This is a genomic window from Synechococcus sp. JA-3-3Ab (genome assembly GCF_000013205.1).
Taxonomy (GTDB): domain Bacteria; phylum Cyanobacteriota; class Cyanobacteriia; order Thermostichales; family Thermostichaceae; genus Thermostichus.
The window spans coordinates 2,195,310-2,221,053 of the sequence record NC_007775.1; the positions used below are offsets into that span (position 1 = coordinate 2,195,310).

At 60.0% G+C, this 25,744-nt stretch carries 25 protein-coding genes; 10 read left to right on the forward strand and 15 right to left on the reverse strand.

Annotated elements, in window-relative coordinates:
* The 3 genes from CYA_RS10250 to CYA_RS10260 all read right to left on the reverse strand — a co-directional run bounded on the left by CYA_RS10250 (position 1) and on the right by CYA_RS10260 (position 4,157).
* Entirely contained in the window at positions 1-1,011 is a 1,011-nt protein-coding gene (locus CYA_RS10250) for an ArsJ-associated glyceraldehyde-3-phosphate dehydrogenase (RefSeq protein ID WP_011430993.1), read from the reverse strand.
* Between the two features lie 245 nt (positions 1,012-1,256).
* Positions 1,257-2,135, reverse strand: coding sequence for a glutamate racemase (murI, locus tag CYA_RS10255; RefSeq protein WP_011430994.1), 879 nt, complete (start codon positions 2,133-2,135; stop codon positions 1,257-1,259).
* Between the two features lie 150 nt (positions 2,136-2,285).
* A complete protein-coding gene (locus CYA_RS10260) occupies positions 2,286-4,157 on the reverse strand; it encodes an N-acetylmuramoyl-L-alanine amidase (protein ID WP_011430995.1) in 1,872 nt (623 codons plus the stop codon).
* Positions 4,158-4,499: 342 nt separating this feature from the next.
* Between CYA_RS10260 and CYA_RS10265 the strand changes: the two genes are divergently transcribed.
* Complete coding sequence (locus tag CYA_RS10265; protein ID WP_187147157.1) at positions 4,500-5,420, forward strand: hypothetical protein; 921 nt, start codon at positions 4,500-4,502, stop codon at positions 5,418-5,420.
* 55 nt (positions 5,421-5,475) lie between these two features.
* Here the strand turns inward: CYA_RS10265 and CYA_RS10270 are convergent, their stop codons facing one another.
* From CYA_RS10270 to sufR, 7 genes are all read right to left on the reverse strand, one after another.
* Complete coding sequence (locus CYA_RS10270; protein ID WP_011430997.1) at positions 5,476-7,767, reverse strand: DUF1796 family putative cysteine peptidase; 2,292 nt, start codon at positions 7,765-7,767, stop codon at positions 5,476-5,478.
* Positions 7,768-8,068: 301 nt separating this feature from the next.
* Positions 8,069-9,403 (reverse strand): sensor histidine kinase, encoded by a 1,335-nt coding sequence (locus CYA_RS10275; RefSeq protein WP_011430998.1) that lies wholly within the window; start codon positions 9,401-9,403, stop codon positions 8,069-8,071.
* Positions 9,404-9,428: 25 nt separating this feature from the next.
* On the reverse strand, positions 9,429-10,034 hold the full coding sequence (locus CYA_RS10280) for a tRNA-(ms[2]io[6]A)-hydroxylase (RefSeq protein WP_011430999.1): 606 nt from the start codon (positions 10,032-10,034) through the stop codon (positions 9,429-9,431).
* Positions 10,035-10,235: 201 nt separating this feature from the next.
* Positions 10,236-11,306, reverse strand: coding sequence for a 3-deoxy-7-phosphoheptulonate synthase (locus CYA_RS10285; RefSeq protein ID WP_011431000.1), 1,071 nt, complete (start codon positions 11,304-11,306; stop codon positions 10,236-10,238).
* 539 nt (positions 11,307-11,845) lie between these two features.
* Positions 11,846-13,201, reverse strand: a complete 1,356-nt coding sequence (locus CYA_RS10290) for an efflux RND transporter periplasmic adaptor subunit (protein ID WP_011431001.1) — start codon at positions 13,199-13,201, stop codon at positions 11,846-11,848.
* An 87-nt stretch (positions 13,202-13,288) separates the two neighbouring features.
* A complete protein-coding gene (locus CYA_RS15600; protein WP_255322479.1) occupies positions 13,289-13,414 on the reverse strand; it encodes a hypothetical protein in 126 nt (41 codons plus the stop codon).
* Between the two features lie 50 nt (positions 13,415-13,464).
* The gene (gene sufR, locus CYA_RS10295) at positions 13,465-14,193 is read right to left on the reverse strand and encodes an iron-sulfur cluster biosynthesis transcriptional regulator SufR (protein WP_011431002.1); all 729 of its coding nucleotides are present in this window, start codon (positions 14,191-14,193) and stop codon (positions 13,465-13,467) included.
* Positions 14,194-14,355: 162 nt separating this feature from the next.
* On the opposite strand from sufR, the gene sufB reads away from it, so the two are divergent.
* The 6 genes from sufB (at position 14,356) to CYA_RS10325 (ending at position 21,297) form a co-directional block, all read left to right on the forward strand.
* Complete coding sequence (gene sufB, locus CYA_RS10300) at positions 14,356-15,792, forward strand: Fe-S cluster assembly protein SufB (RefSeq protein WP_011431003.1); 1,437 nt, start codon at positions 14,356-14,358, stop codon at positions 15,790-15,792.
* Between the two features lie 244 nt (positions 15,793-16,036).
* Positions 16,037-16,435 carry a large-conductance mechanosensitive channel protein MscL gene (mscL, locus tag CYA_RS10305; RefSeq protein WP_011431004.1) on the forward strand — a complete coding sequence of 133 codons (399 nt, stop codon included), beginning with the start codon at positions 16,037-16,039 and terminating at the stop codon, positions 16,433-16,435.
* A 97-nt stretch (positions 16,436-16,532) separates the two neighbouring features.
* Complete coding sequence (sufC, locus tag CYA_RS10310; protein WP_011431006.1) at positions 16,533-17,348, forward strand: Fe-S cluster assembly ATPase SufC; 816 nt, start codon at positions 16,533-16,535, stop codon at positions 17,346-17,348.
* On the forward strand, positions 17,345-18,634 hold the full coding sequence (gene sufD / locus CYA_RS10315) for a Fe-S cluster assembly protein SufD (protein WP_011431007.1): 1,290 nt from the start codon (positions 17,345-17,347) through the stop codon (positions 18,632-18,634). The genes sufC and sufD overlap by 4 nt, the downstream gene beginning before the upstream one ends.
* Positions 18,635-19,307: 673 nt before the next feature.
* Positions 19,308-19,760: an AbrB family transcriptional regulator gene (locus CYA_RS10320; RefSeq protein ID WP_011431008.1), complete on the forward strand. Its 453-nt coding sequence runs from the start codon at positions 19,308-19,310 to the stop codon at positions 19,758-19,760.
* Positions 19,761-19,896: 136 nt separating this feature from the next.
* Positions 19,897-21,297, forward strand: a complete 1,401-nt coding sequence (locus tag CYA_RS10325; RefSeq protein ID WP_011431009.1) for a 1-acyl-sn-glycerol-3-phosphate acyltransferase — start codon at positions 19,897-19,899, stop codon at positions 21,295-21,297.
* A gap of 321 nt (positions 21,298-21,618) precedes the next feature.
* On the opposite strand, the gene CYA_RS10330 is transcribed toward CYA_RS10325, so the two are convergent.
* Both CYA_RS10330 and CYA_RS10335 read right to left on the reverse strand, forming a co-directional pair.
* Positions 21,619-22,044 (reverse strand): NfeD family protein, encoded by a 426-nt coding sequence (locus CYA_RS10330; protein WP_011431010.1) that lies wholly within the window; start codon positions 22,042-22,044, stop codon positions 21,619-21,621.
* A gap of 83 nt (positions 22,045-22,127) precedes the next feature.
* Positions 22,128-22,367, reverse strand: a complete 240-nt coding sequence (locus CYA_RS10335; RefSeq protein WP_011431011.1) for a hypothetical protein — start codon at positions 22,365-22,367, stop codon at positions 22,128-22,130.
* A 142-nt stretch (positions 22,368-22,509) separates the two neighbouring features.
* Here CYA_RS10335 and CYA_RS10340 point away from each other — a divergent pair, with 142 nt between their 5' ends.
* The gene (locus tag CYA_RS10340; RefSeq protein ID WP_011431012.1) at positions 22,510-22,698 is read left to right on the forward strand and encodes a hypothetical protein; all 189 of its coding nucleotides are present in this window, start codon (positions 22,510-22,512) and stop codon (positions 22,696-22,698) included.
* Here CYA_RS10340 and CYA_RS10345 read toward each other — a convergent pair.
* The 3 genes from CYA_RS10345 to CYA_RS10355 form a co-directional block, all read right to left on the reverse strand.
* Positions 22,680-23,750, reverse strand: a complete 1,071-nt coding sequence (locus CYA_RS10345; RefSeq protein ID WP_011431013.1) for an SAM-dependent methyltransferase — start codon at positions 23,748-23,750, stop codon at positions 22,680-22,682. The genes CYA_RS10340 and CYA_RS10345 overlap by 19 nt on opposite strands.
* Positions 23,747-24,349, reverse strand: coding sequence for a 3-isopropylmalate dehydratase small subunit (leuD, locus tag CYA_RS10350; RefSeq protein ID WP_041438503.1), 603 nt, complete (start codon positions 24,347-24,349; stop codon positions 23,747-23,749). The genes CYA_RS10345 and leuD overlap by 4 nt, the downstream gene beginning before the upstream one ends.
* A 138-nt stretch (positions 24,350-24,487) precedes the next feature.
* Positions 24,488-24,814: a phasin family protein gene (locus CYA_RS10355; protein ID WP_011431016.1), complete on the reverse strand. Its 327-nt coding sequence runs from the start codon at positions 24,812-24,814 to the stop codon at positions 24,488-24,490.
* A gap of 41 nt (positions 24,815-24,855) precedes the next feature.
* On the opposite strand from CYA_RS10355, the gene CYA_RS10360 reads away from it, so the two are divergent.
* Positions 24,856-25,203 (forward strand): hypothetical protein, encoded by a 348-nt coding sequence (locus CYA_RS10360; RefSeq protein ID WP_011431017.1) that lies wholly within the window; start codon positions 24,856-24,858, stop codon positions 25,201-25,203.
* Positions 25,200-25,358, forward strand: coding sequence for a hypothetical protein (locus CYA_RS15100; RefSeq protein WP_011431018.1), 159 nt, complete (start codon positions 25,200-25,202; stop codon positions 25,356-25,358). Before CYA_RS10360 ends, CYA_RS15100 begins: the two co-directional genes overlap by 4 nt.
* Positions 25,359-25,744 lie beyond the last annotated feature (386 nt).

A 25,744-nucleotide genomic window follows, 5' to 3' on the forward strand; every position in this document is an offset into this window, starting at 1 on the left:
CTATAAACTGAGGGCCACCTTGCGGGCCAATTCCGCCATGCGGTTGGCGTAGCCCCATTCGTTGTCGTACCAGGCCAGGATCTTCACCTGCGTGCCATCTACCACCATGGTGGAAGGGGCATCCACAATGCTGGAGCGGGGATCCCCCTTGAAATCCACCGAGACCAGCGGCAGCTCCTCATAGCCAAGGATGCCCTTGAGTTCCCCCTCGGCTGCCGTTTTTAAGAGATGATTCACCTCTTCCACCGTGGTGGGCCGCTTTACCTCGAACACCGCGTCGGTCAAAGAGGCATTGAGCAGGGGCACGCGCACGGCAAGGCCGTTGAGCTTTCCCTTCAGCTCAGGGTAGATGAGGCCGATGGCCTTGGCCGAGCCGGTGGTGGTGGGCACCAAAGACAGCAGAGCCGAGCGGGCCCGCCGCAGGTCTTTGTGGGGGGCATCCACCATACTTTGGGTATTGGTGACGTCGTGGACGGTGGTGATCACCCCGTGCAGGATGCCGATCCCCTCGTGGATGACCTTTACCAAGGGGGCCAGGCAGTTGGTGGTGCAGGAGGCGGCTGTGAGCAAATGGTGGCGAGCGGGGTCGTAGAGGTGGTCGTTGACGCCCATGACGATGTTGAGGGCCTCTTCATCCTGGACGGGGGCAGCCACAATGACTTTGCGCACCCCTGCTTTGAAGTAGGCATCCAGCTCTGCCGCCTTGACGAATTTGCCCGAGCACTCCAGCACCAGGTCGATCCCCAGATCCGCCCAAGGGACTTCGCCGGGAGATTTGAACTCGCTGAAGGTAAGGGTTTTGTCTTGGATGCGCAGCCGTTGCTCAGATGCCTCGATGTCGGTGTTCCAGCGGCCCTGCACTGAGTCGAACTTGAGCAGGTGAGCCGCAGTAGCAGGCCCACCTTTGATCTCGTTGATGTGGGCAAACTCCAGCTCCGGCCAACCCCAAGCCGCCCGCAGCACCAAACGCCCAATGCGGCCAAAACCGTTGATACCCACCCGTGCCGCCATAGATCCCCTCCCCCCAGCCGAATCTCACCTAAAGCCTACCAGAGCTAACTCGGGGTTATCAAGTTAAGGAGAATCGGCCAGGCCCTGGGCAACCTTGCACTCTTCCAATTCCAAAGCCACCCAAAGGGCCTTTCCCTGTCCCTTGCTCCGTGTCGACCTGGCTGCAGGCAGGGAACCTGTGGGATCGCTGCAGCAACAGGGGGGCAAGTAGGGCCAATTTGCCTGGGCTGGCCTGCTGCTCTCGCCTAGGGCCGGCGGGAGTTGTTGACGTCCAAGGCCGGCCATTCCACCCGTTCCACCTGGGGTCGAAAGCCCAGCCAAGGAGTGGCCAACTGGGCAAACCGCTCCGGATCCCCACTCACATAGAAGCGGTGAGGTTCTGCCTGGCTAGCAGTTGAGGGTCGGCGCAGGCCCCAGAGGCTGAGTTCCCGGGCCAGGGATCCCACCAGCGCCACGCCGGGATCCACCCGTCTGACCGAAGAGGGCAGCAAGGACTTCAGGAGAGGATCCAGCAGCGGGTAGTGGGTGCAGCCGTAGACGAGGGTGTCGATCCCCTGTTGCAGGAGCGGCTGCAAATAGCGTTCAGCCGCTTGGCGCAGCTCGGGGCCGTCCAACTGGCCGGCTTCGATGAGGGGGACGAACTCCGGGCAGGCCTGCTCCCAGCACTGGACAGGTTGGGGAAAGCGCCGGGGATCCAGAGCGCTGTACTCTTGAATGGCCTTGGAGTAGGCGCGGCTTTTGACCGTGGCTGCCGTGGCAATGACCCCAATGCGGGATCCCTGGGCCAGGGCCGCCTGGGCGCCGGGCAGGATCAGCCCCAGAATGGGCAGGGCAAACTCCTGCTGCACCTGCTCCAGGGCCAGCGCCGAGCTGGTGTTGCAGGCCATCACCACCACCTTCACCGGCTGCGCCTGCATCCAGCGGAGGATCTGCCGCACAAAAGTCAAGATCTCCTCGGCGGAGCGATCCCCATAGGGCAGCCGCGCCGTGTCGGCAAAGTAGACAAGGCGCTCCTGGGGCAAGCGACGGCGCAGGGCCCGCCAGACGGTGAGCCCGCCCAAGCCACTGTCAAACACCCCAATTGGCCAACTGGGATCCGGATCTGATCCCCACTCCCAACGCATGCTCCGTTCTCCTCAACACCTTGGCTGAAGCTGCTGTATCCTACCCTGCTTCCGAGAGTCTCGGCGACAGCTTCCCTACCCTGGGACTTCGTCCCTTCACGGAGTGGGCCGTAGGGGCGAACGGCTCAAACCAAAGATCCGACCGAGTCCCTATCTTTGGCGGCTACGCAGAAAGGCCTCGATGCCCTCGGCAATGGCCCGCGCCAAAATGGCCTGGTATTCGGGGGTAGCCAACTTTCGCCCTTCGGTTGGGTTGGTTACATACCCCAGCTCCAGCAGCACCGAAGGCATGCCCACCGGCGTTTCCCGCACCATGAAGAAGCGGGCCCGTCGCACCCCCCGGTCGGCGGCGCCGCTGGCCCTCACCAAGCTGCGGTGCAAGACCACAGCCAGCTCGGCGCTGTCGGGCCGCAGGTAGTAGGTCTCAATGCCGTGGATGCTGGAGCGCTCTAGAGCATTGGCGTGGATGCTCACCAGCAGAGTGGCGTTGGCCTGCACGGCCATATCCACCCGCGGCTGCAGCAGCACTTCCCGGTCGTCGGTGCGGGTCATCACCACCTCATACCCCCGCTCTTGCAACAGGTGTCGTACCTGGTGGGAAACGGAGAGCACGATGTCCTTTTCCTGGATCCCACCCACCCCAATGGCACCGGGATCCCGTCCGCCGTGGCCTGGATCGATGGCGATGACCGTCCGGCCCCGGCGGGAAGGAAGGGAAGCTTGGGCAGGCGGTTGCGGCTGGGGTGCGGACGGCGGAGCGTGGAGGGGGCGCAGCTCCAGGGTGATGCGGCGGGATCCCTGGCCGGGATTGGGCTCAAAGACGTTGAACTCTTCGGCAGGTTGCACCAGAATGCTGACCGTGCGGGCATCTTCCTGCACAAAGCGGATCCGCTGCACCGGCCCTCCAATTGGCAAGCCGGGATCCGGCAAGGACTCGGGTAGGCGGGCCGGTGCCACGTTGATGCGGTAGCCGCCGCTTTCCGGATCCCAGCCGGCCCGGTAGAACATGAACCCATCGGCGCTGATGATGAGCTGATTCCCCCGCAGCTCCACAGAGCGCAAGGTAGCCAGGGGCCCTTGGGAGTCGGCAGAGCTGAGATCGGGCAGAAGGCTGGCCTGGGCAGCACCCCCGGCGGGCTGGATCCAGATTCCTCCCTGCTGCGGGTCGTAGCGGGCCTCCCAGTCGCCACTGGAAGGATCCACATCCAAGACCACGCGGGCGATGGTGGGCTCGAATTGCCCCACCCGCAGCCGCGAAACCCCCAGGCGGTTGACGGTATAGACCCGCTGGGTGAGGGCGGGGCTGAGGGTGGTGTTGAGAAAATCCACCACCACTCGATCCGGATCGAGGATGCGCCGCACCGTGGTGGAAGGGCTACCCTGAGTGCGGATGAAAAAGCCCTCCGCTTGCGGAGAAATGGCCAAGATCCGATGGCTGGAAGGGGAGGTTGCAGGAGGAGAGAGTGGGCTGGCTTCGGGGCGGCGGGGCAGCGGCGGGGACGGTGAGATGGGATCCCTGGGGCCGGCTGCCGAGGGAAATAGCGGTGCTGCTGCGGGCAAGGGCTGCTCGGGTTGGAGGAACTGGACAGCCCAGCGGGAGGGACCAGCCGTGAGCAGTTGCAGTTGGTCGAGGCTGAGAGGCTGATCCGGCTGCAGGTGCAGCACAAAGCGAGTGATCGTTGGGGTGAACTGTTTGATCTCCAACGAGGTAACCCGCCCCGGAAAGGTCTGGGTTTGGGGCTCCCGCCCAAAGAGAGTGTTGGGAAAATCCAGCACTACCCTAGGAGGGTTTTGCAGCACAAACAGAAAAGGACGCACCTCTCCCTGGGTGTTGACCTCTAGCCATCCCCGCTGCGGGTCGTAGTGCCAACTCTCGATGCGAGACAAGCCAGGAACGGCGGTCAGCTCTGCTTGAGCGGGCAAGGGGGAAAATAAACCTGCTCCGGCCAAGCCCAGCAGCAGCGTTGCCCCCCACAGAGAGCTCTGCCTAGACAGTTTGGGCTCCCGTTCCAATCCAGGCATGAATTGCACCCACTCCGGCACACCTGCTGCCCTCAACTATACCAAGCTCCCCCCAGAGCGGCCTGAGAGGGAGCGCAATTTCGCCGTTGCCAGTCGGCCCAGGCCACAATGGGTAGGGATCCTCGTCCTGCCTCTGGAGTGTGGATGTCCCCCCTACCTGATCCCCTCCCCCTGGCCCGCGCTGGGGACAGCCAAGCGATCCTGCGGGTGGTTCGGGCAGAGCTCCTGAAGTGGCGCTGGCCCGCGCAAGTGTATCTTGCCGACAACACCTTGCGCATCGACCTGCTGGGATCCCCGTCCCAAAGCCCCTCTCCGCCGGTTGTTGTGGCCCGGCTGTTTTTGATGGTGAAGCAACTGCGGATTCCACGCCTAGAGCAATTGGAAATCCGCGCTTTCTGTGGCTCTCAGTTGCTTTGGCAGCGCAGCCTGCGTTTGAGATCCCAAAAGCGATGGGATCGGTTTTCTTTTGATAGCTGGGCGATAAATATCTGGGCTTACCCAGTTGCATTTGTGGTAGCCCTGCTGGTAAACAGCGTTGCCCTATTGGAGTTGTTACATTTGCCTTGGCACATTTGGATTCACGAGCTGGGCCATGCCAGCATTGCCTGGTGGAGCGGGCATCGAGCTTTGCCCTTACCTTTTGGCTGGACCAGCATCAGTCCGGAAAAGGATCCCTTTGTGTACTTTGGGATCCTCTTTTTGCTGAGCTTGCTATTCTGGTCGACCCGCAAGGAGCGGATTCGATGGCTACAGGCATTGGTTGTTGTTCTTGCGCTGCTGCAGTTTTATATGACCTGGCTAATGCCCAATCGCACCAAAGAAATGCTAATTACCTTTGGCGGCGTGGGCGGCGAGTTTTACATCAGCACCTTCTTGATGGCCTGCTTTTATCTTCGCTTGCCAGATCGCTGGCGGTGGGACTTTTGGCGATTCGTCGTTCTGGGAGTTGCAGCCAGCAGCCTCTGGAGAAGCTTTTGGCAATGGCACAGAATCCAAAAAGGGCTAGCTCCGATCCCGTGGGGAACTCTGCTGTGTGGCCAGGGGGATGCTGGTGGGGATATGAACCGCTTGGTTGATGATTTTGGCTGGAGTGCCGACCAAATTATCCAGACCTACAAATGGTTAGGGAACTTGTGCATTTTGTTTATATTGGGCTTGTATATCGTATTTTTATTGCGAATGAACGATGGGATTTGGCTAAACCTACAAGCAAGGCTGATCCTCTGGGCTGATGCTCTTTCTGTGCCAAGCAAACACCGCTGAGGTAGGGCAGAGCAGGATCCTACCGGCATCGCATTCTAGGTAGGATCTCAGGCAATTAAGCCGGCTGGGGAGGACACCAGAAAAGATTGCGGCTGGAAACTCCCAGAGAATGGAGGATCTCTCTCATGATCTCTGTGCAGTACCGCCAATGCTCGGGATCCGCACACATGCGGTCGGGGTTGAACTCCATATCGTAGTGGATGACATTGGGGATCCCGGCAAACTCCTCTGAAGGCTGAGGGGAAATGATAAGGAGTAGGAAGGGCTTGCCCTTTCGCTTAGCGGACAATTTATCCATCAAGTCGATCACCGCGCCCCGCTGACAGCCGCCTGTGCGCACGAACAAGGTCTTGTCCGCCTTTTCCAAGACATATAGAAAGCGCTTGGCGCGAGCTGTATAACGAGTCCGCATCCGCTCATGGATTGGATTCATATTCTGCAGGGGGTCTTCCCCCTCTTCCACCTCATGGCCGAAAGAAAGACCTGTCCACTTGCTGTGATAAATTCGCCTGTCTTCAGGGCTGTAGTGCAAATATTGCGGATCCCACATGCCCTGAAACTCGTGGTGGATCATATCGGCTACATCCGCTAGGTTGCTGGTGCGGGTTAGATCAAACGGAAAGGCAGGCCCGTCGTATTCCAACTTGTAGAGCAGCATCCGCACCGCACAGCGATCCCCCAGGGGAACAACAGCAACGCGATGAATATCAGATAAGGCGCATGTGTATTCCAATAGCATGACCGAGTTGGGAGCAGCCTTGACCCGGCTTTCCAACCCCCTCTCTCCAATCATCAACGTGCGAAAGGGAGCATCGCGATAGAGGGGATCCTCATAAACGCCTGTTGGCAGAGCTTTGAGGGCAGCCCGCACTTCTTTCCACATAGGGTGGATGTTGTACTCATAGCTGCTTTGGTTAATCACACACAGGCGGGGCTTGGGATCCAAGCCGGCGGATGGGTAGCTAAGTTTGAGGAGTGTTAGAGTCCCGTCACTAAAGACTATTTCTGAAGATTCCGGAGAGAAAAAATCGGCTGCCGGAGAAAAGACAAGGTCGGCATCTGGGGGAATGGAAAGGGTTGTTTGAATCAAGCCATTCTCATGAATGGAGAGGGAGTACAAAGGTTGATCTTGCCCTTTCTCACCGCTTTTACCAATATATAAGCCTGGCTGTAGTCGAGCTTCTTGAAAAGCAGCTTGTAAAGATTGCCAAGTCGGTGTCAAGGTGTAATCATAAGGAGTAATATTAACAAGGCGGAATCGATTCTGACCCTCCAAGGCCGCCCAAAAGCCAGAGGGATCCTCAAAAATCAGCTTTTCTTTGGATGATGCCAGCTTTAGGGGGGCTGACTTCACAGTGTTGGGATCAAAAATCGAGAGGTCAATAGCCGCAAACATGAGTTGGTGCCCCTTGGTATTAGGGTGGGCCGCGTCAAAAGCCAGATCTGGCTTCCAGCGCCCCTGGCCATCGTCTAAGATGGGCAGCCAGTTGAACACGGGGCATCCCCAACTGAGCATCCTTTGCTGAGTTTCCTGCAAAAGCAGATGCTGTTCTAGGCCGTAGTCTGCATGGGGGTAAACCCCTCCCAAAACTGGCAAGGCTCCAATGTCTTGAATTCGCTGAATTAACCGCTGCAGGCCGTTTTCAAACCGCCTTTGGACGGCACGGCGATGCTCCGGCAGAGCCGTGGCCAAGCCTTCATTTCCCAAAGACAAGGCAACAATAACGACATCGGGATGTTCAGGGATCACCACCTGCTCAAATCGGGCCAGGGTTCGGCTGACGTTTGCCCCCAATTCGGAGAGGTTCCGCACTTGATGGCCATAGCGTTCTCGTAGAGCTTTCTGCAACAGCCAGGCCCATCCTCGCAACAGCCAGGCGCTGCACCCCAGGGCCACCGAACTGCCCAAGACGACTATCTTCAGTCCCGGACAATCTTCGGGCTCAGGCTCGCTCACCGGCAAGGCAAAATAGCCGTATGGATAGAAAGGGATCCGGCCAAACTCGCCATCTTCCACGATCAAAACTGCCGGCAAAGGTTCCGGCTCAAGCGGCACCCAGCGATTCCTATCGGCGGCTTCCCAAATAACTTCGCCATCGGCCTGAACGCGCAGGTACCGGTACTCCAGTCGAGGGGTTTCTTCGAGTCCCTCCCCAGAGGACAGTGGGCTAGAAGTGCCATCTGCCGGGCCTAATGGCAACTCCACCCACCAGAGCGGGTAGCGATCGGGATCCGTCTGCAGCCAAACACAGCGGCAGGGATCCCAGGCGCCCAGTTGAGGGCTGGATCCCACCAGGGCAATTCGATCGCCGGGCTGAGTGGTGGCGCGAACTTGAAAGCGATACATTTTCCGAAGGAGAGGGAGAGGAACCTATTCTGGATTTGCCGGTAGATAGACAGGCTTGATCAGTTGGCTTATTACCCTGCCGACAACTGGTAAGAGAAAACAAAAGCTGCGATCCAGTTCCGCCTTGTCTGGCCTATCCTGAGTTTTAAAAAAAAGAAGTTCTCAGATCCGCAAACAGAAAACACAGAAGGCCACAAAAAAGACCTAAAGCCCCAAAGTAAAGCTCTCTAAGTAAAGAACAATTGAACTTTAGCTTGAACTTAACATACTGTCCAAGAATTGTCTGTTTTCTGGAGCACTTTCAGAGGGTTTCTGGAGTGCAAGTTTCCAATTGTCGCTGGGGCAAAATCACCTCAAAGGTGGATCCCTGCCCCACCTCGCTCTCCACCTGCACCTGCCCCCGATGCTGCTCGGCGATGCTTTTGACAATGGCCAGCCCCAAACCCGATCCCGACCGCCGATTGGGATCCCCGCTGCGGGCCGGATCCACCCGGTAGAAACGGTCGAACAGGTGGGGCAGCGCCTGGGGTGGGATCCCCGGCCCGCTATCTTGCACCTGAAGCACCAGTTCTGGGGATCCGGAGCGCAGCCGCTGCCTAAGGCGCACCTGCACCTCGCCGCCAGAGGGAGTGTGGAGAAGGGCGTTTTCGATCAGGTTGGTGAACAGGCGGGCCAACAGGTCTTCATCTCCCCAAAAGGCGAAGGGATAGCCCTCTGCTTCCTCGTCGGGGGTGACAATGTCCAGCTTGAGGTGGATCCCTTTCTGGTTGGCCAGCCCTTGCAACTCCTCTACCACCTGCAGCAGCAGAGCATCCAGCGCACAGCAGCGGGGCTGGAAAGGCACCATGCCGCTGTCGTGGCGGGCCAGAAACAGCAGGTCGTCCACCAGGCGGCCCAGCCGCAAACACAGCCGCTCCACCATCTGCCAGCGCTGGCGGGTGTCGGCGTCCAGGTGCGGATCGGCCAAAGCCACCTGTACCGTGGTTTGAATGCTGGCCAAGGGGCTGCGCAGCTCGTGGGAGGCATCGGCGGTAAATTGCTTGAGCTGCTGGTAAGACTGGCGGATGGGCTGCATGGCCAAACCGGAGAGCAGCCAGCCGATTCCCCCCACACAGGCCAAACTGGCCACTACCCAGAGGCTGAGATCCCGAATGAGCTGGCGTGTCGGCTTGCTCACCTCAAACCAGGGGTGGCTGACCCGCAAATACCCCAGCAGCTTCCCACCGGCCAGGATCGGCTCGGTGAACTGGCGCAGCCAATACCCAGGCGCGATGCGGGCGGTGTGCAGGGATCCCTCGGTCAGCAGGGGGGCAGGGATGCCGCCGGGCACCGTGGACCAGATGAGGGATCCCTGGGGATCAAACCACTCCAGGTCGATGTGGTCGTCCTCCAGGGTGCTGGGATCATCCCGAAAGCTGGCCTCTAAGCTCTGGCGGGCCTGCTGTGGATCCAAGAGGCTCTCGTCCACCACCAGGGAGCGCTCGACAATTTCCACCACATGGCCCAGCGTGTCGTCCACCCGCTCGATCAGGGTTGACTGCACATACCAGTAGAAGCTGCCGGCAAACAGCAACAAAAACACCCCTGTTACCACGGTGTACCAGAGGGCCAACCACCGCCGCGTTGCCTGGAACATGGGGGTTGCGCGGGAAGGGGATGGGTTAGCTGTGGACACGAGGCTCAGGGTGAAGGGTCGATAAAATCTCCGCTTCCACCTGCAGCAGGGTGTCCAGCCGCTCCTGCACCTCGTCAGCGGGGAACTGCTCCAGCGCCAGGTCTAGATACAACTGCCAGTGCCGCTCTTCAGCCGCCGCCAGCCAGAGGTAAAACTGCCGCAGCTCCGGGTCGGGGGCGTGGATCCCCAGCAGGCCCAGGCGTTCGTGGCTGCGGGCCTCGATGATGGCGGCCACCAGCAAAGCGTCCAAAAGGTGCTCCGGCTCGGAGCGGCGCAGGTGCTGGTTGAGACGGCTGGCGTAGGGAGCAGCCGAGAGGGGCCTGATCGGGATCCCCAGCCGTTGCAGGTGGCGATGCACCCGCTCAAAGTGCTGCAGCTCCTCCCGCGCCAGCGGCGACAGCGCTTCCACCAGCCGCCCGTTGGCCGGGTAGCGAAACAGCAAACTAAGGGCGTTGCCCGCCGCTTTTTTCTCGCAGTTGGCGTGATCCAACAAGATAAGGTCGAGGTGACGAATGGCTTGGTCGATCCAGGCCGCAGAAGTCGGCGAGGCCAGTTGTAGCGTCGGCACAGGGTCAGAAGAGGTTTCAGGCATCAACAGCTTCCAGGTTGACCCACCCTGCCCGCTGCGGGAGCAGGGAACGGAACTGGGTTAATCGGATCTTAGCTTTGCCGGCGTACCCCTTTCTAAGTCTTGGATCCCGTCTGACGCTCTGGCAGCAGTTGTCCCTATCCCCGGCCCCTCTCCCAGAGGGAGAGGGGAGTTCGGGGATTTTTCAGAAGGCTGGCCCCCGCCTCAATGGCTCAGAGCCAAGGTTTTCCCTGCTACGACCGCCGCCATCTCCTGCAACAGGTCTTCGGTCTCTTCCCAGCCAATGCAGCCGTCGGTAATGGAAACGCCGTACTGGAGCGGCGCCCCTTCCTGCCAGGTTTGCTTGCCCGGGTTGAGGTTGCTCTCCAGCATCAGCCCCATCAAGGCCCGCTGCCCCGCTTGGTACTGCTGTAGCACCGCCCGACAGACGGATCCCTGCCGGCGGTAGTCCTTCTGTGAGTTGTCGTGGGAGCAGTCCACCATCACCGAGCGCGGGATCCCTTGATCCTTCATCAGCAACGCCGCCCGCGCCACATCTTCCGGGCCGTAGTTGGTTCTGCCGCCGCCGCCGCGCAACACGATGTGCCGATCCGGGTTGCCGGTGGTTTTCACCAAGGCCGTCATGCCGTCTTGGCCAATGCCCAGAAAACTGTGGGGGTGGCTGGCAGACAAGATGGCGTTGAGGGCAATTTCCAGCCGCCCGTCGGTGCCGTTTTTGAAGCCCACGGGCATGGAGAGGCCGCTGGCCATTTCCCGGTGGGTCTGGCTTTCGATGGTTCGGGCGCCGATGGCCGCCCAGCTCACCAGGTCTGCGGTGTATTGAGGGGTCACCGGATCCAGCATCTCGGTGGCACAGGGCAGGCCCAGCTCGTTGATCTGCAGCAGGATGGAGCGGGCCAGTTGCAAGCCGGTGGCAATGTCGCAGGAGCCATCCAGGTGGGGATCGTTGATCAACCCCTTCCAGCCCACGGTGGTGCGCGGCTTCTCAAAATAGGTGCGCATCACGATCACCAGGTGCTCGCGGGTTCGGTCGGCCACCCGCTTGAGGCGGTGGGCGTACTCCAAGGCCGCTTCCGGATCGTGGATGGAGCAGGGGCCGACGATCACCACCAGGCGATGGAGATCCCGTCCGTGGATGATGTCGCGAATGGCCTGCCGCGTGGAGAGCACCACTTGGGCTGCCGTTTCCGTCAGCGGCAGCTTGGCCTTGACAGCAGCAGGGGCAATCAAGGGAGTCACCTCTTGGATGTTGCAGTTGTCGGTTTGGGGGGGCATAGAACTGTCCTTCATTGTGTCCAAGGGATGGGCAAGTGAGGGATTGAGCTGTCGAGCCATCAAAAAAGCCCTGGCACTGGGCTCAGGGCTTCAGGACTGACTCAGGTAAACCTAGGCTTTATAGTTTACGCGCCACCCTTCCGCCCTGGTCGCTGCCAGGGAAAGGTAAAGTAGCCAAAAAAGGGAGCGCGCAAGATCATCTTCAGGGGAAGGAACTCGGAATCTGTACGAGATGAGTATAGCGGAAGTATACCCAAAAAGAAACTGGATTTGCCAAGACGGGCTCAGGTTCTGGGTCGCTCCCAGGGTTCCCCGGGCGCAGCCCAGAGGACGGCTTTCCCCCACCCAGCTCAAGAGGCTTGCCCGCCCCGTAGCCATCGCTCTGCGACGCTGTTGCAAGCGGTGCGAGGAGAAAAGCTTCAGGGCAACTAGGAACTTCCTGCCGCTGCCTCAGGGGCCGCAGCGGCGAAAGCCCCGCAAGCCCGGCGGAAACTAAGACAGTCAGCAGGACTCTGGGCTTCTGTCCCAGAAAACAGGCTTCAGAAGGATCCGGCCCGAACGGCAGCCGCTTCCTGGATCACCTCGTCTCCAGGCTGCAGCCCGGCGTGGATCTCCACCAGATCCCCATAGCGGGATCCCACCGCCACCGGCGTAAACAGCGGCTTGCCGTCCGCCAGCCGATACACGCCCGTCAGGCCGAACTGTTCTACCAGGCTTGTCTGGGGCAGCAGCAGGGCTTGGCGGGTTTCTCCTGCCAACTTCAGACGGCCCAGCATGCCCGGCATGGCTCCGGGGAGCGGAGGGATCTCCGCCTTGACTTCCACGGTTCTCGAGCTGGGATCGGCGCTGGGGATGATTTGGCGAATGGCTCCCTCCACGGTTTGGTTGAGGCTGTCGATGCTGATGGGCACCCCTTGTCCCACCCGGATCTGGCCGGCCAGCGATTCGGGCACAGCCACGGAAAACCGCAGCCGCTCGCTGCTTTCTAGCTCCACTATCGGCTGGCCCGGCCCCGCCAAAGCCCCTACCTCCACATACTTGCGGGTGACGACGCCGGCAAAGGGGGCAACCAGGGTTCCGTAGGCCAGGTTGGCTTGGGCTTGTGCCACCCCCGCCTGCGCCTGGGCCATGGCCGCCTGCACCTCAGGGATCCGGCCTTTGGCCTGGGCAAGCTGGGCCTGCGCTTGGGTCAATCCCTGTTCGGCCTGCTGGATCCCGGCCTCGAGCTGGGCCAGCCGGCCCAAGAGCACGGCTACCCGCGTATTGGCCTGATCCACCTGGGCTTGGGCCACGGCCCCTTCGGCGTGCAGCTTCTGCATGCGTTCTTGGTGCAAACGGGCCTCCTGCAGCTCCGCTTCCGCCTGCTGCTTCTGGGCTTGCACCTGGCGCAAGGCTTCTTCCGCTCCCCTCACCCCTGCCTGGGCGGCCAGAAGGCCTGCTTGGGCCTGCTGCAGTTGCGCCTCAGCCTGTTGCCGCTGGGCCTGGGCCTGTTGCTGGGCGGCCTGCACATCGCTGACATCCAGACGGGCAATCAGGGATCCGGCCGCCACCTGCTGCCCCTCCTGAACCGGCAGCTCCAGAACTCGGCCCACAATGCGGCTGCTGAGGGAGGTGCGCTCCACAGCCTCTAGGCTGCCCACCAGAATCCGCTCTTGGCCGATTTCCCGAGGCTTGACCTCCATCGTGGCCAACGGGGCGGCCTTGGCAGTTTCCAAGGACTCCGTCTCGCTGACGGGAAGCTCCGAAGCGGCTACCCCTGGACCGGGCCGGCTTTGGGATCCCAGCAGCCAGCCGCCCAGCCCCCCTAGCGAGAGGAACAGCAGCGCCCAGCCCAGGTGGCCCCAGCTCCAGCCGGAAAACCTTTGTTGGTGCAACCTGCCGACTTGAGTTTCCATAGTGCAAGTGTCCAAGGCGTAACTTGAGAGTGACGAGAGAAAGAGGCTAAGGAAAGACCAAATCTCCCAATGGCTTGGAGATGGGCTCTATGAGAGCCCCACCCCCTGCAAACTGAGGCGCTCAAACCAAGGCACCGCCCACCCCCAGCGCATCTTGGCTAGGAAATACTGCTCAAAGGCGGACTTGAGCCAACTGACCCATGGCCCTTGCACGGCCAGAGCTATAGCTGCTCTTGCCTGTCTTCCGAAGCCGCCACCTACTGCTACTCGTGGCTGGGTCTAGGAGGGGATCCCATCCTGGCAATCCAGTAGCCGCACTGGTGTTCTCCGTTCACCTGCCAGGTGAGGCGCTCTACCCGGCAGTCGGGCAGGGCGGCGGCAAACATCTCCAGCTCGTGGCCGCAGACGCTGGGAAAACGCTGGGCAATTTGGGCAATGGCGCAGTGGTGCTCCACCAATACGTATTGCTCGGCATACTGCTCAGCGCCTTCTGTTGCCCTGGCCGCAGCCAGGTGGTTGGGGTAGGGGTAGTACTCCGCCATGTAGCCTTCTGCCTGGCGCAACTGCACCAAGCGCTCCAGCCGCTTGGCCAGGGATCCGCATCCCATCTGGGCTTGGTACTCTTGGGCTTTGCGCTGCCACTGCTGCTGGAGCAGGGATCCCATCTGTTCGGATCCCAGGGTTTCGGCCAGCGTATTGAGCAGGCCCAGGGCAAACTCGTCGTAGCTTGTGGGGAATTGCGCTTCCCCTTGGGGGCTAAGCTGATAGAAGTGCTGGGGGCGGCCCAGGCCACTGGCTTGAGCGACGTGGTGGATCAGCCCCTCCGCCTCTAGATCCTTGAGGTGGCGGCGAATGGCTTGGGGAGAAATGCCCAAGTGCTCTGCCAGAGTCTGGGCGGTGGCCTGCCCCGCCTTGCGCAAATAGACTAGGATGGCCTGCTTGCTGGAAAGGGGCTGCGTGAACCGCCCGGTGATCTTGTGCGCGCTCTCCACCCTCGCCCTCCTGGTTAGACTGGGTTCACTCGGCTGCCGCTGCCAGCACAGCTACTTTGACAACGGGATCATTGCTACAGTAACCTGAGGGTTAGTTAAGCAACAACCGTGTTGTTTTAGTTGGCCGTCTGTCTTGACCCTGTCCCTAACCAAGAGCCATCCATGTCTACGAGCGTCCGCACCCTCATTAGCCAGCCCTACAAGTACGGCTTTGTTACCGACATCCCTTCTGAGTCCATCGGCAAAGGCCTAAACGAGGACATCATCCGGCAAATTTGGGCCAAGAAGGGGGAGCCGGACTTTATGCTAGAGTTCCGGCTGCGGGCCTACCGCCAGTGGCTGAAGATGAGCGAGCCCACCTGGCCCAACGTCAGCTACCCGCCCATTGACTACCAAAACATTGTCTACTACTCGGCCCCCAAGGTGCAGCCCAAGAAAAAGAGCCTGGACGAAGTGGATCCGGTGCTGTTGGAGACCTTCGAGAAACTGGGGATCCCCTTGTCTGAACAGAAGCGGCTGGCCAATGTGGCGGTGGATGCCATCTTCGACAGCGTCTCGGTGGCCACCACCTTCCGGGAGAAGCTGGCCAAGGAAGGGATCATCTTCTGCTCCATGTCGGAGGCGCTGCGGGAGTACCCTGAGCTGGTGCGCAAGTACCTGGGCAGTGTGGTTCCCATTGCTGATAACTACTACGCGGCGCTGAACTCGGCAGTGTTCAGTGATGGATCCTTTGTCTATGTGCCCAAAGGGGTGCGCTGTCCCATGGAGCTTTCCACCTATTTCCGCATCAACAACGGCGAATCGGGCCAGTTTGAGCGCACCCTGATCATTGCCGACGAGGGATCCTACGTCAGCTACTTGGAAGGGTGTACTGCCCCCATGTTCGACACCAACCAACTGCATGCGGCGGTGGTGGAGTTAATTGCCCTAGACAATGCCGAAATTAAATACTCCACGGTGCAGAACTGGTATGCCGGCGACGAAAACGGCAAAGGGGGCATTTATAACTTTGTAACCAAGCGCGGCCTGTGTCAGGGGGCCAACTCCAAAATCTCTTGGACGCAAGTGGAGACCGGCTCCGCCATCACCTGGAAGTACCCCAGCTGTGTGCTGGTGGGGGAAAACTCGGTGGGCGAATTTTACTCGGTTGCCCTCACCAACAACTACCAGCAGGCCGATACCGGCACCAAGATGATTCACGTGGGCCGCAACACCCGCAGCAAAATTATCTCCAAAGGGATCTCGGCTGGGCACTCCAAAAACAGCTACCGCGGCCTGGTCAAAATCGGGCCGAAAGCGGAAGGTGCCCGCAACTTTTCCCAGTGCGATTCCATGTTGATTGGGGATCAGTGCAGCGCCAACACCTTCCCCTATATTGAGGTGCAAAACAACACCGCCAAAGTGGAGCACGAAGCTTCCACCTCCAAGATTGGAGAGGAGCAATTGTTCTATTTCCAGTCGCGCGGGATCGGCATGGAAGATGCCGTGTCCATGATCATCAGCGGCTTCTGCCGAGAAGTGTTCAACCAACTGCCGATGGAGTTTGCTGTAGAAGCCGATCGATTGCTGAGCCTAAAGTTAGAGGGATCCGTCGGCTAGGGGATTGCTCCCAATGCGAAGCTGAGCAAGTGGGCGAGGCCGCTGACACGCTGTGGGAGCAGGCGCTGCCATTTTCAGGAGAAGGGTAAGGGGTTAGGTAACTCCCAAGGCAGAGGTCTGTGATCCCCTGAAGCCAGAGGCGGCCCAAGGGCTTGGCGACGTTGCAAACAGCGCATGGATGCAGGGGGGGAGAGGGGATAATCAAGGAGTTTTGAACCGTAAGGCTAGGCAGGAGAAGTTCCCCATGAGGGCATTTCTGGAGGAGTTCAAAAAGTTCATCAGCCGGGGCAATGCCTTAGATTTGGCTGTTGGCGTTGTTATTGGAGGTGCTTTTGGGAAGATCGTGACTTCTTTTGTAGCAGATCTGTTTACTCCAGTTTTAGGCTTGATGATTGGTGGAGTGAGCTTCCAGAACTTGGTCTGGAAAATCGGTGGAAGTCCTGAAGACCCAGTTACGATTAACTACGGCAGCTTTCTGCAAGCTGTGTTTGATTTTGTGATTATCGCTTTTGCCATCTTCTTACTGGTGAAGGCGATCAACACCCTACAGCGAAAGGAGGAAGAATCTCCTCCCACATTGCCCCCACCAGAAGTGGTTTTGCTGACAGAGATCCGGGATATCCTCAATCGCCACTCCCAATAGAGCTATAGGGGATCCTTAGGCCCAAAATCCAAACCTGGTTTAGGGATCCCTTAACCTTCCAATCCCTGCCCTTCAGTGGCAACTCTAGAGTCTAGCTATGATCTGCGAAAACAGCCCTGTCATCTTATCCGTTCGAGATCTCAGCGCCGAGATCGATGGCACCCCCATTCTCAAGGGGTTGAGCCTGGAAATTCGCGCCGGAGAAATCCACGCCATCATGGGCCCCAATGGCTCTGGAAAAAGCACTTTTTCCAAGATCTTAGCCGGCCACCCTGACTACAGGGTGACGGGGGGCGAGATCCTCTACCTGGGAAAAAATCTCTTGGAGATGGAGCCAGAAGAGAGGGCTTGGGCAGGGATCTTTTTGGCATTTCAATACCCCATCGAAATCCCAGGGGTGAGCAACTTGGATTTCCTGCGCGCCGCCTACAACGCTCGCCAGAAATATCGGGATCAGCCGGAACTGGATGCTCTGGATTTTGACGACCTGGTACGGGAAAAGTTGGATATTGTCAAAATGGATCCCGTTTTTTTGGAGCGCTCTGTGAATGAGGGCTTTTCCGGCGGTGAGAAAAAGCGCAACGAGATCCTGCAAATGGCGGTGTTGGAGCCCACGCTGGCCATTTTGGACGAGACGGATTCCGGTCTGGATATCGACGCGCTGCGCATTGTGGCCCACGGCATCAACCGACTGGCCGGCCCTGAGAATGCCATGCTCTTGATCACCCACTACCAACGCTTGCTGGACTATGTAACCCCCGACTACGTGCACGTGATGGAGGGGGGTCGTATCGTCATCAGTGGGGACAAGACCTTGGCGCTGGAGCTGGAGGAACGGGGCTACGACTGGATCAAAACTCAGTCGGGTCAAGAACCGGCAGCTGCGACATCTCGGCAGGAGAAAGAGGGATGAGCGCCACCTTGCCCAAACCTTTTGCCCCAGAGAGCCGCCTATTCCTGGAGCACATCCTCGGCCAAATCCCGGAAAGGCAGGATCCCTACACCACCCTTAGGCAGCAGGCCCGCGCCCAATTGGCGGAACTGGGGATCCCGACCCCACGGGAAGAGGATTGGAAATACAGCGATCTCTCGCCACTGCTGGCCCACAAGTTTCGCCTGGCTGCCGCGGGGGATCCGTCTCTGGATGCAGCAACCCTAGAGCCCTGGCTTTGGCCGGAAGCCAGCTATAGCCGCGCCGTGTTCGTCAACGGCTACTTTGCCCCCCAGCTTTCTGATTTGAGCGGCCTGCCCACCGCTTTGCAGGTGATCCCTTTGGCCCAAGCCCCAGGGGAGTTGCTGCAAACGCTGGCCAAGACGGATGTGTTTACGGCCCTCAACACCGCCCATCTGGGCGATGGGATCCAGATTGGCCTACAGCCCGGCCAGGAAGTTCCGTCACCGCTGCACCTGCTGTTCATAACGGTGGCTCCTGAGGGAGAGGCCGTTTTGGCCCAGCCCCGCTGCCTGCTGTCTTTGCAAGCCCACAGCTCCCTCACGCTGATCGAAGATCATGTATCCCTGGGATCCGGGATCCCCTTCAGCAACGCAGTTACGGAGATCGCCCTGGCAGAGGGATCCCGTTTGCACCATGTGATCCTGCAAAGGCAGGGATCCCCAGCCTTCCACATCAACAAGACCGCCGTGCGCCAAAGCTGCGACAGCCACTACCGCCTCCAGGCGATTCAGTGGGGATCCCAGTTTTCCCGCCACAACCTGGAGATCACCCAAGCCGGAGCCCAGGCCCACACCCAACTGCAGGGGCTAACGCTGCTGAAGGGATCCCAGCACAGCGACACCCACTCCCGCTTGCTCCATCAAGCGCCCCACGGCAGCAGCCGCCAACTGCACAAGTGCATCGTGGACGAGGCGGCCCGCGCGGTCTTCAGCGGGCGGATCCTGGTGAGCCAAGCAGCCCAACTGACAGACGCCGCCCAGACCAACCGCAACCTGCTGTTGAGCCCCAAGGCGCGGGTGGATACCCGGCCCCAACTGGAGATCTTTGCCGACAACGTCAAATGCGCCCACGGAGCCACCGTCAGCCAACTGGAGGCGGAAGAGATCTTCTATCTGCAAAGCCGCGGCATTCCCCAAGCCCAGGCCAGGCAACTCCTCACCTACGCCTTTGCGGCAGAGATCCTAGAGGGGATCCCGCTGGCCCAGCTTCCTTCCCAGGTGGCCAAGCGCTTGGGATCCGGCTGAGTTGTCCCTCCCATTTCGCTCCAGCCCTTACTGCCATCGGCCAGTCTTGAAATGGCTGCTAGCGGCCTGCGTCGCCCGCGCCCGTCGAACGGCGAAAAAAAAACGCCCGTGGCGTCGCCGGCTCCCGCCGAGAAGCCCGAAATCCCTTACCGGCCCTGTAGGTGATGGCATTGGGCCGCAGGCTTGCTTTGGCTATCTTTCCGACCCGTTGTGCAAAACAACTCCAGCCCCTTTTGCTGAAGTTCGGAGAAGCTGTCTTGGGGGTTTAGGGCGGCAGAGGGGTGGGAATCGGAGGAACAGATCTAGTCTGGTTGGCGCGACTTTATCATCGCCAATCCTGGCCTGGCCCACTTCTCTTCCCCCGATTCTGCGGATCCCTCTGGCCTCTCTGCCGAAGCACCCAGCGCGCCGAAGAGCCATACCGATTCTCTAGCCTTTGGCGCCATCAAAACAAAAGCTGCAGCCCCCCTCCGCGCTTGAGTCCCTGCTCCCCCCTCACCTTTTACCACGGCAAGAACACCGATTGAACGCCTATTGAGGAGAGCCTTTCTCCTTTAGAGAACCACTTCAAGTAGTAGGAGAAAAATGTGGCCTCGAAAAGAGTCCCCAACTTTTGGTTGCAGAAGTACGCCAGGAGGTTATGATCCTGGAGAGGACTGTAGGGCATTAGAAAATGTTGGACATACCACCACAACCTTTAACCGGAAAGGCTCTCCTGCAGAAGGTAGAAGCGTTGAGCCATCTTCCGCGCCGCGAGACGGCAAAGCGCTGTGGCTACGTAACCATGACCAAGACCAACAAGCTCCGCGTCAACTTAAATGAGTTTTATGATGCGGTGCTGGCGGCAAAAGGTCTGAGCCTCAGTCCAACTGCCAAGCGTGACAGGCGCGGTCGCGAGCCAACCTTTCGCGTGAGCGTTCACAAGAATGGTCAGATCATCATCGGGTCCGCTTACACCGAAAAAATGAATCTCAAGCCCGGCGATGAGTTTGAGATTCAGTTGGGCTATAAGCACATTCACCTCAAGCAAGTGCTCAACGGTCAGGTGATGGAGGACTCAACCTCGAACGAAGAAGCTGCCCCCAAAAAGACGCGGAGCCGCAGGAAAAAAACAACAGGAGCTTGAACCTCTTCTGGAGTTGGGCAAGGGAATCCAGTTGAGAAACTGTCACTGCAGGGCTTTCTCTCTTCCAAACCCTCCTTAAGATGGGATCCGAAGCTTGGGTTTATTGACTTCGCCAACCCTAGATCTGAAGATCCCTATGTACCAGACTGTTCAACCTCCTCTCAAGTTTCTGCCGCCGCGATTGACGCCTTGGGTAGTTCGTTTGGCGCAAGCGGGTTTGCCCTTGTGGTTGCGCTGGGCCAAGGGGATCCCGCGCGTTGAGGTGGAGGGGGGCGAGCGTTTGGCCCAGCTTTATCAGCAATTTGAGGCAGGCAAGATTCGCCTGTTGGTAGCCTTTCGCCACCCCACCCTCGACGATCCCCCCTGCTTGATGTACCTGTTTTCCCATCTTCTGCCTCAGGTAGCTCGACAACAGGGGATCCGCCTGCGGCAGCGTCCCCATGTTTTGTTTGTCTACGACCGCGGCCTGCCCCTATGGCTGGGCTTCATTGGCCGCTGGGGGCTTCCCCGGCTGGGCGGGATCCCGATTTTGCGGGGCCGTCTGGATCGGGCAGGGCTGAAGAGCTCTCGCGAGCAGTTTGTGTCAGGCCCGTACCCCCTGGCGGTGGCTCCCGAAGGGACAATCAACGGCATGAGTGGGCTGCTCAACCCGCTGGAGCCGGGGGTGGCCCAAATGAGTTTCTGGGCGGTGGAGGATCTGCACAAGGCGGGGCGCCCGGAGGAGGTGCTGATCTTGCCGGTGGGCCTCCGCTACTCCTACTTGAGGGATCCCAGCCTGGCGCTGGACAGGTTGCTCCGCCGCATGGAGGCGGATTGCAAGCTCCCGGCCACGCGCTCGGCCCATGTCGGCAAAGGGTTTTTGATGGCCCGCCTGCTCCGCCTGGCCGAGCATCTGATTCAGGTGATGGAGCGTTTTTACGAGCGCTTCTACGCCCCAGCTTTGCCCGACGCGGCGCGGGTCAGCCTGAAAGGGGGAGGGGATCTGTTGGCACGTCTGCAAAGCCTATCGGATCTGGCCCTGCGCGTGGCCGAGCAGCACTTTGGCCTGCAGCCCCAGGGAGACTTGATCGAGCGGCGGCATCGCATCGAACAGGCAGGCTGGGCCTGGATCTACCGGGAAGATATCCCTGATATTGCGGCGCTTTCGGCTGTGGAGAAGGGGTTGGCCAATCGCGTCGCCTCTGAGGCCAGCTTCCACCTCTGGCACATGCGCCTGGTGGAGACCCTGATGGTGTTTGCCGTGCGTCCCCTGCCGGAGCAACCCAGTTTGGAGGAACTGGCCGAAACCGCCCTGCGGCTGTGGAACCTGTTGGCCTGGATCAAAGGCAAAAACGCCGTCGGCGCTGCCCCCCCCAGGTTGGGGCCGCGGCTGGCCCGTTTCAGCATCGGCGATCCCCTCTCGGTTTCGGAGCGCTGGCCCGCCTACCAGGCCAACCGCCGGCAAGCCGTACAAGCTCTAACCCAGGATTTGCAGGCGGAGATGGAGCGGCTGCTGCAAGGGATCCCGCGCTCCCCTGCGAGCGTGGCCGTCGGCTGAGATCTGGGTTGGCTGGCCTTGTCGAGGGGAGCGGGAAGGCCTGGGCCGAAACCGATACCGGCCTGTTGTTGGGAATTGTTGCGCCGCCTGTAGGGAAGGCCTCCCCAGCGTTCAGCCAGAAACCGCGGGAGCCCCGCCCTCTATCCCCCCACCGCCAACGGCATCTTCTACTTAGAACCTGCTAGACCTGTTGGGATGGGTAGCCGAGTACGGTGGACTGAGGGCGAGCTTCTTGTTCGCCTTCGCAGAGATTCCCCGACTCCTCAGGTGTTTCTTCAAAAGAGCCTGTCCAGTGAGTCGCAGCCAAGCCTCTGATCCCCCTCAAGACTTGAGCATCTGCATCGGCATCACGATCAGGGTATTGCCTTGGCGATCGACCACGTAGAGCTCTTGCCCAGGCTGGATCTCCAGGTCGGGGACGCTGCACTTGGCATTCCAGGTGGAGCCGAGATAGGAGACCCGACCCCGCTTGCCCGGCGGAATGGCCGTAACTGCCCGCGCTTCTCGCGATTCCTTCAGGAGATCTTCCAGCTGAGTTGAAGTAGAGGGCAGCAGACGCCGGCTGAGAACGATCAACCCAAGGGAGAGCACAATCCAGGCCGAGAACTGGGCCCAAACTGGCCACCCCCAATAGGCCAAAAGAGCAGCCCCTAGGGCAGCCACACCCGCCGGCCCGGCCACCAACTCCGGCAAAAACAGCTCGGCAGCAATGAGAACCAAGCCGAAGACAACCCAGGGCCAAACCATACAACCCAGGCATTCGACCCCATTTAATTAGTATGGCTCAAAGCACCTGGATTCTGCACTGGGATTTGTTGCCGAGCTGTTAGCTAGCCGCCCAGGCGGTAGTTCTCCAAAAACTGCAGGGGATCCACCTCTGCTTGGGGGGGATCCTTGGGTAGGTTCCTGGATTCGGCGATCCGCATCAGCGTCTCCCAGTCGGTGTTCATGACGAAGGCCACTGCTTGACGAGCCGCCTCTCGGTGGGGGCAGGCGTCGCCCAAGACACAGCCATCTCGGCAAAGAGTGGCGCAGTCGTGCTCAGTGCTCTTGAGAGTTGGGCCAGCCATGAGGTCGTTTTCTCCTAGGCTTTTACATTTTCTTCAGAATACCTGACCTGAAGAGAATCTTGCGCCTGCCGGGGATCGGAATGGGCGCAGATAGCCTGGATGAAGTGAGAAGACCGGTTAAGCCCAGAGGAGCAGTGGTTTTATGGAGTTTTCCCAACTGCAGGTGCTGGTGGAGCAAGCCCTGGAAGATAAGAAGTTAACCCGCAGCGAGGTGGATCAAATCATCGCCGCCATCCGGGCCGATGGCAAAATCTCCCCGGAAGAGATGAGCTTGCTGGAGTCCATTCGCGAGAAGGTGCTGCGCCGGGAAATTCAGGTGGTGGAAGAGTGAGGGGCCGGGATCCCTTTTTGCAGGTAGAGGGTAATTTCGCTGCGGTTGTGAAACAGGTGGCGCGCCCTCACCACCGGGAAGGCGCTGCCCAAGATGTCTAGGGTCTGGCGGAGCACCCGCAGGCGATGCTGGTGGGGGAGCTTTAGGGTCATCACGGCTGCCCCCTGCGGCTCCAGATGAGGGGCAAAAGCCGCCATCAGATGGGCAGAGGCACGGCCATCCATGCGCATGTCGTTGAGGATGAGGTGAAACTGACCTGGACAGCGGGCCAGATAGGCTTGGGCGCTGAGGCGATGGTGACAAATGCCGGCATCGTGGCGGAGGCGCTCGTCCAGCTCCGCCGGATCCACAGCCGTCACCTGCTGGCCATGCAGGCGCAAAATGCGCGACCAGCCCCCCGGCGCCGCCCCCAGATCCAAGGCCCGTCCCCCTGGTTGCAAAGGGACGCGAAACACCTGGATGGCCTCCAGCAGCTTAAACTCCGCTCGGCTGATCTGGTCGGGATCGCGGCGAAAGCGGTGGACGCCGCCGGCCCAGGTGGAGAGGTTTTGCGCCGCCAGCGACAGGCCTAGCCAAGCCCGGAGCCCTGTCGAGCTGGCCAGGAGCACCACCGAGATCACCTGCTGGGGATCCTTGACCTGCAGAGGGGATCCCACCGTCGCCATCACCTGTTCGGCCAGGGCTGCGTTAACCTGGAAGGGCTTGACGTTGAGCTTGCCAAACCGGCGCGTCTGTACCGAAAAGCTGAGGGCAGGGTCGATGGCCGCCAAGAGGTTTTGATCGAGGCGCAGCAGGGAGATCTCGTCGAGCTGTCGCTCTTGGTGGATGGGGCAGATGTGGCGCAAAAAAATGGGCGGGTTAGCCTGCCAGGCCTGGGCAAGGTCGGCAAACGAGCGCTGGCTGCACACCCGCACTAGGCCAGGTGCCTCCGGCAAAGGCTGAAAGACGGCCTCGGGATCCGCTGCCGCAATTTCCCGCCTCGCCAGATCCAGAAAATCGGGGTCGGCGCTGCCCAGCCACAGGTGAGTAGTGGGGGGAAGAAACCTGCTCACCTGACCCGCTGCCATCGCAAATAGGGCAAGGAAGCAGCTACCTCTTGAATCCGCTCCCGGGCGGCCAGCAATTGTCCGGTGGCATCCCACGTCCCCTGCACCAGCATCTGCCAGGCCCCCTGTGGGATCTCGACAGCAGCGGTTCTATCCTCCCAGCACACCTGTTTGTTGAGCACATCCAGCGTCAACCGGAGCTGTGGATTCTCGGCCACCGCCCCTTGCAGGGTTTGGATCACGCTGGCGGGCGCCGTGACGCAGGGGATCCCCAAGGCCAGGCAGTTGCCGAAAAAGATCTCGGCAAAGCTTTCGCCGACGAGGGCGCGGATCCCCCACTTGGCCAGGGCTTGGGGGGCGTGCTCCCGGCTGGAGCCACAGCCAAAGTTGGCGTTGACCAGCAAGATCTCTGCCCCCTGGTACTGAGGCAGGTCAAAGGGATGCTGGCCGGGATTCTGGGCCCGGTCGTCGGCAAATACATGCTGGCCCAAGCCCTCAAAGGTAACGCACTTCAAGAAACGGGCCGGGATAATCCGGTCAGTGTCGATGTCGTTGCCCACCAGCGGGATCCCGCGGCCCGTGATGGTCAAAACTTCGCTTGGCATGGGAATTGCAGTGACCTTCTGGACTCAAAAGCTGGGAATTGGCTTCAGAGTTTTGCAGGGTATAGCCTGGGATCCCTTGCCCAACTCTGCTTGGCCGAGGGGGCAAGCCAAGCGCCAGAAACGAACCATCCAGCTCGGCTAGCGGCGGTAAACTTGGTTTTCCAGGTTGCGCACCTGCCGCTCCAGCCGATCCAGCCGCCCGCGCAGCTCGTCCATTTCCGATTGGCGAGGAACACCCAAATCCTGCAGGACGTTGCGCACCTGCCGCTGCACGTAAGACTCCAGGTTGCTCTGCTCGGATTTCACCTGGTTGAGCAGGTTGTTGATGACGTTGGAGGCCTCTTCTGGCTTGAGCTGACCTTTCTGCACCAGCTCGTCAGCAGCCTTTTTCAACTGCTCCGCGAGCAGAGCGGTGGTGCCCACGCCCATTAGTAAGAGCTGACGTAAGATACTGTTATTGTCCAACGCTGCCCTCCAGAGAATGCTTGCCGAAGGTACGGGCTTCTATGACTACCTATTCTCCTCAGTTTGCCCTCAACTTCGCAACCGGGTCGGCCAGCTTCCCGCTTTCGGCAGAGGGGGCGCGGGAGTGGCACAGGGCTTTGCAAACCCTTGTGGAGCGGCTCAAAGTGGGGGCAAGCGGCCCCCAACGCCAGCCCCAGGCGCCGATTGAGTTTCACCATGCCGCCCCAAACTTGTACCTGGAGATGTTCTGCAATCCCAATATCTGGCCCGGCCCCCACGCCGCCAAGGTGTTAGTAATGTTGAAAACAGGGGCATTGCGCCTTTCTATTGAAGTGGAGTTCTCCCGCCTGCAAGAAGACCTCAGCCAATATCTGGAGTCTCTGAGATGAGCGAAGGCCGACACGCTTTGGGCGAGGAGCCGGCGGTTATTGCAGTAACGGAGCTGCTGGTTGAGCCGCCAGGTGGGATCCCTGGCCAGATGGAGACCGTTTCTCTCACTTGGCACGATCGCCAGCACTCTCGGCAGCGGCTGGTGAGCGACTGAGGCAGGGAAATCCAGTTGATGCTGCCACCCGTCTCCACGAGGAGGATCTGCTCTCCGCGGATGCGCAGCGACACATTCCAGTCGAGGCCCAAGATGGCATTTTCTGCCTAGAAGCGGTAAAAAAGGCTGGAAAAAGCAGGTAAGTGTGAGCTGTTTAGAACCCCAGAGGGTTGGCTCATCAACGCCGACGCCCATGCGGCGACGAATACGAAGTAACGGCAACCTTTGGACTTTGTCTGTGGAAAGTCAGCAGAGGCGCTTTGACAACGCTTTAAGAGTCTGTTTCCGGGCTGCTTGAAAATCCCCGCCACTTAAGGCCGGAAGTGTCAAAACGGGTTATCGTATCAAGGGGATCCCTGTGTGGGGAAACAATCTGGGCTGCTCTC

Coding starts and splice junctions, on each gene's coding strand:
- CYA_RS10325 (WP_011431009.1), top strand. CDS start 19,897: ATGTACCAGACTGTTCAACCTCCTCTCAAGTTTCTGCCGCCGCGATTG.
- CYA_RS10335 (WP_011431011.1), bottom strand. CDS start 22,367: ATGGCTGGCCCAACTCTCAAGAGCACTGAGCACGACTGCGCCACTCTT.
- CYA_RS15100 (WP_011431018.1), top strand. CDS start 25,200: ATGAGCGAAGGCCGACACGCTTTGGGCGAGGAGCCGGCGGTTATTGCA.
- CYA_RS10330 (WP_011431010.1), bottom strand. CDS start 22,044: ATGGTTTGGCCCTGGGTTGTCTTCGGCTTGGTTCTCATTGCTGCCGAG.
- sufC (WP_011431006.1), top strand. CDS start 16,533: ATGATCTGCGAAAACAGCCCTGTCATCTTATCCGTTCGAGATCTCAGC.
- CYA_RS10290 (WP_011431001.1), bottom strand. CDS start 13,201: ATGGAAACTCAAGTCGGCAGGTTGCACCAACAAAGGTTTTCCGGCTGG.
- sufD (WP_011431007.1), top strand. CDS start 17,345: ATGAGCGCCACCTTGCCCAAACCTTTTGCCCCAGAGAGCCGCCTATTC.
- mscL (WP_011431004.1), top strand. CDS start 16,037: ATGAGGGCATTTCTGGAGGAGTTCAAAAAGTTCATCAGCCGGGGCAAT.
- CYA_RS10285 (WP_011431000.1), bottom strand. CDS start 11,306: ATGCCCCCCCAAACCGACAACTGCAACATCCAAGAGGTGACTCCCTTG.
- sufB (WP_011431003.1), top strand. CDS start 14,356: ATGTCTACGAGCGTCCGCACCCTCATTAGCCAGCCCTACAAGTACGGC.
- CYA_RS10260 (WP_011430995.1), bottom strand. CDS start 4,157: ATGCCTGGATTGGAACGGGAGCCCAAACTGTCTAGGCAGAGCTCTCTG.
- leuD (WP_041438503.1), bottom strand. CDS start 24,349: ATGCCAAGCGAAGTTTTGACCATCACGGGCCGCGGGATCCCGCTGGTG.
- CYA_RS10280 (WP_011430999.1), bottom strand. CDS start 10,034: ATGCCTGAAACCTCTTCTGACCCTGTGCCGACGCTACAACTGGCCTCG.
- CYA_RS10340 (WP_011431012.1), top strand. CDS start 22,510: ATGGAGTTTTCCCAACTGCAGGTGCTGGTGGAGCAAGCCCTGGAAGAT.
- murI (WP_011430994.1), bottom strand. CDS start 2,135: ATGCGTTGGGAGTGGGGATCAGATCCGGATCCCAGTTGGCCAATTGGG.
- CYA_RS10265 (WP_187147157.1), top strand. CDS start 4,500: ATGGTGAAGCAACTGCGGATTCCACGCCTAGAGCAATTGGAAATCCGC.
- CYA_RS10275 (WP_011430998.1), bottom strand. CDS start 9,403: ATGTTCCAGGCAACGCGGCGGTGGTTGGCCCTCTGGTACACCGTGGTA.
- CYA_RS10360 (WP_011431017.1), top strand. CDS start 24,856: ATGACTACCTATTCTCCTCAGTTTGCCCTCAACTTCGCAACCGGGTCG.
- CYA_RS10270 (WP_011430997.1), bottom strand. CDS start 7,767: ATGTATCGCTTTCAAGTTCGCGCCACCACTCAGCCCGGCGATCGAATT.
- CYA_RS10250 (WP_011430993.1), bottom strand. CDS start 1,011: ATGGCGGCACGGGTGGGTATCAACGGTTTTGGCCGCATTGGGCGTTTG.
- CYA_RS10320 (WP_011431008.1), top strand. CDS start 19,308: ATGTTGGACATACCACCACAACCTTTAACCGGAAAGGCTCTCCTGCAG.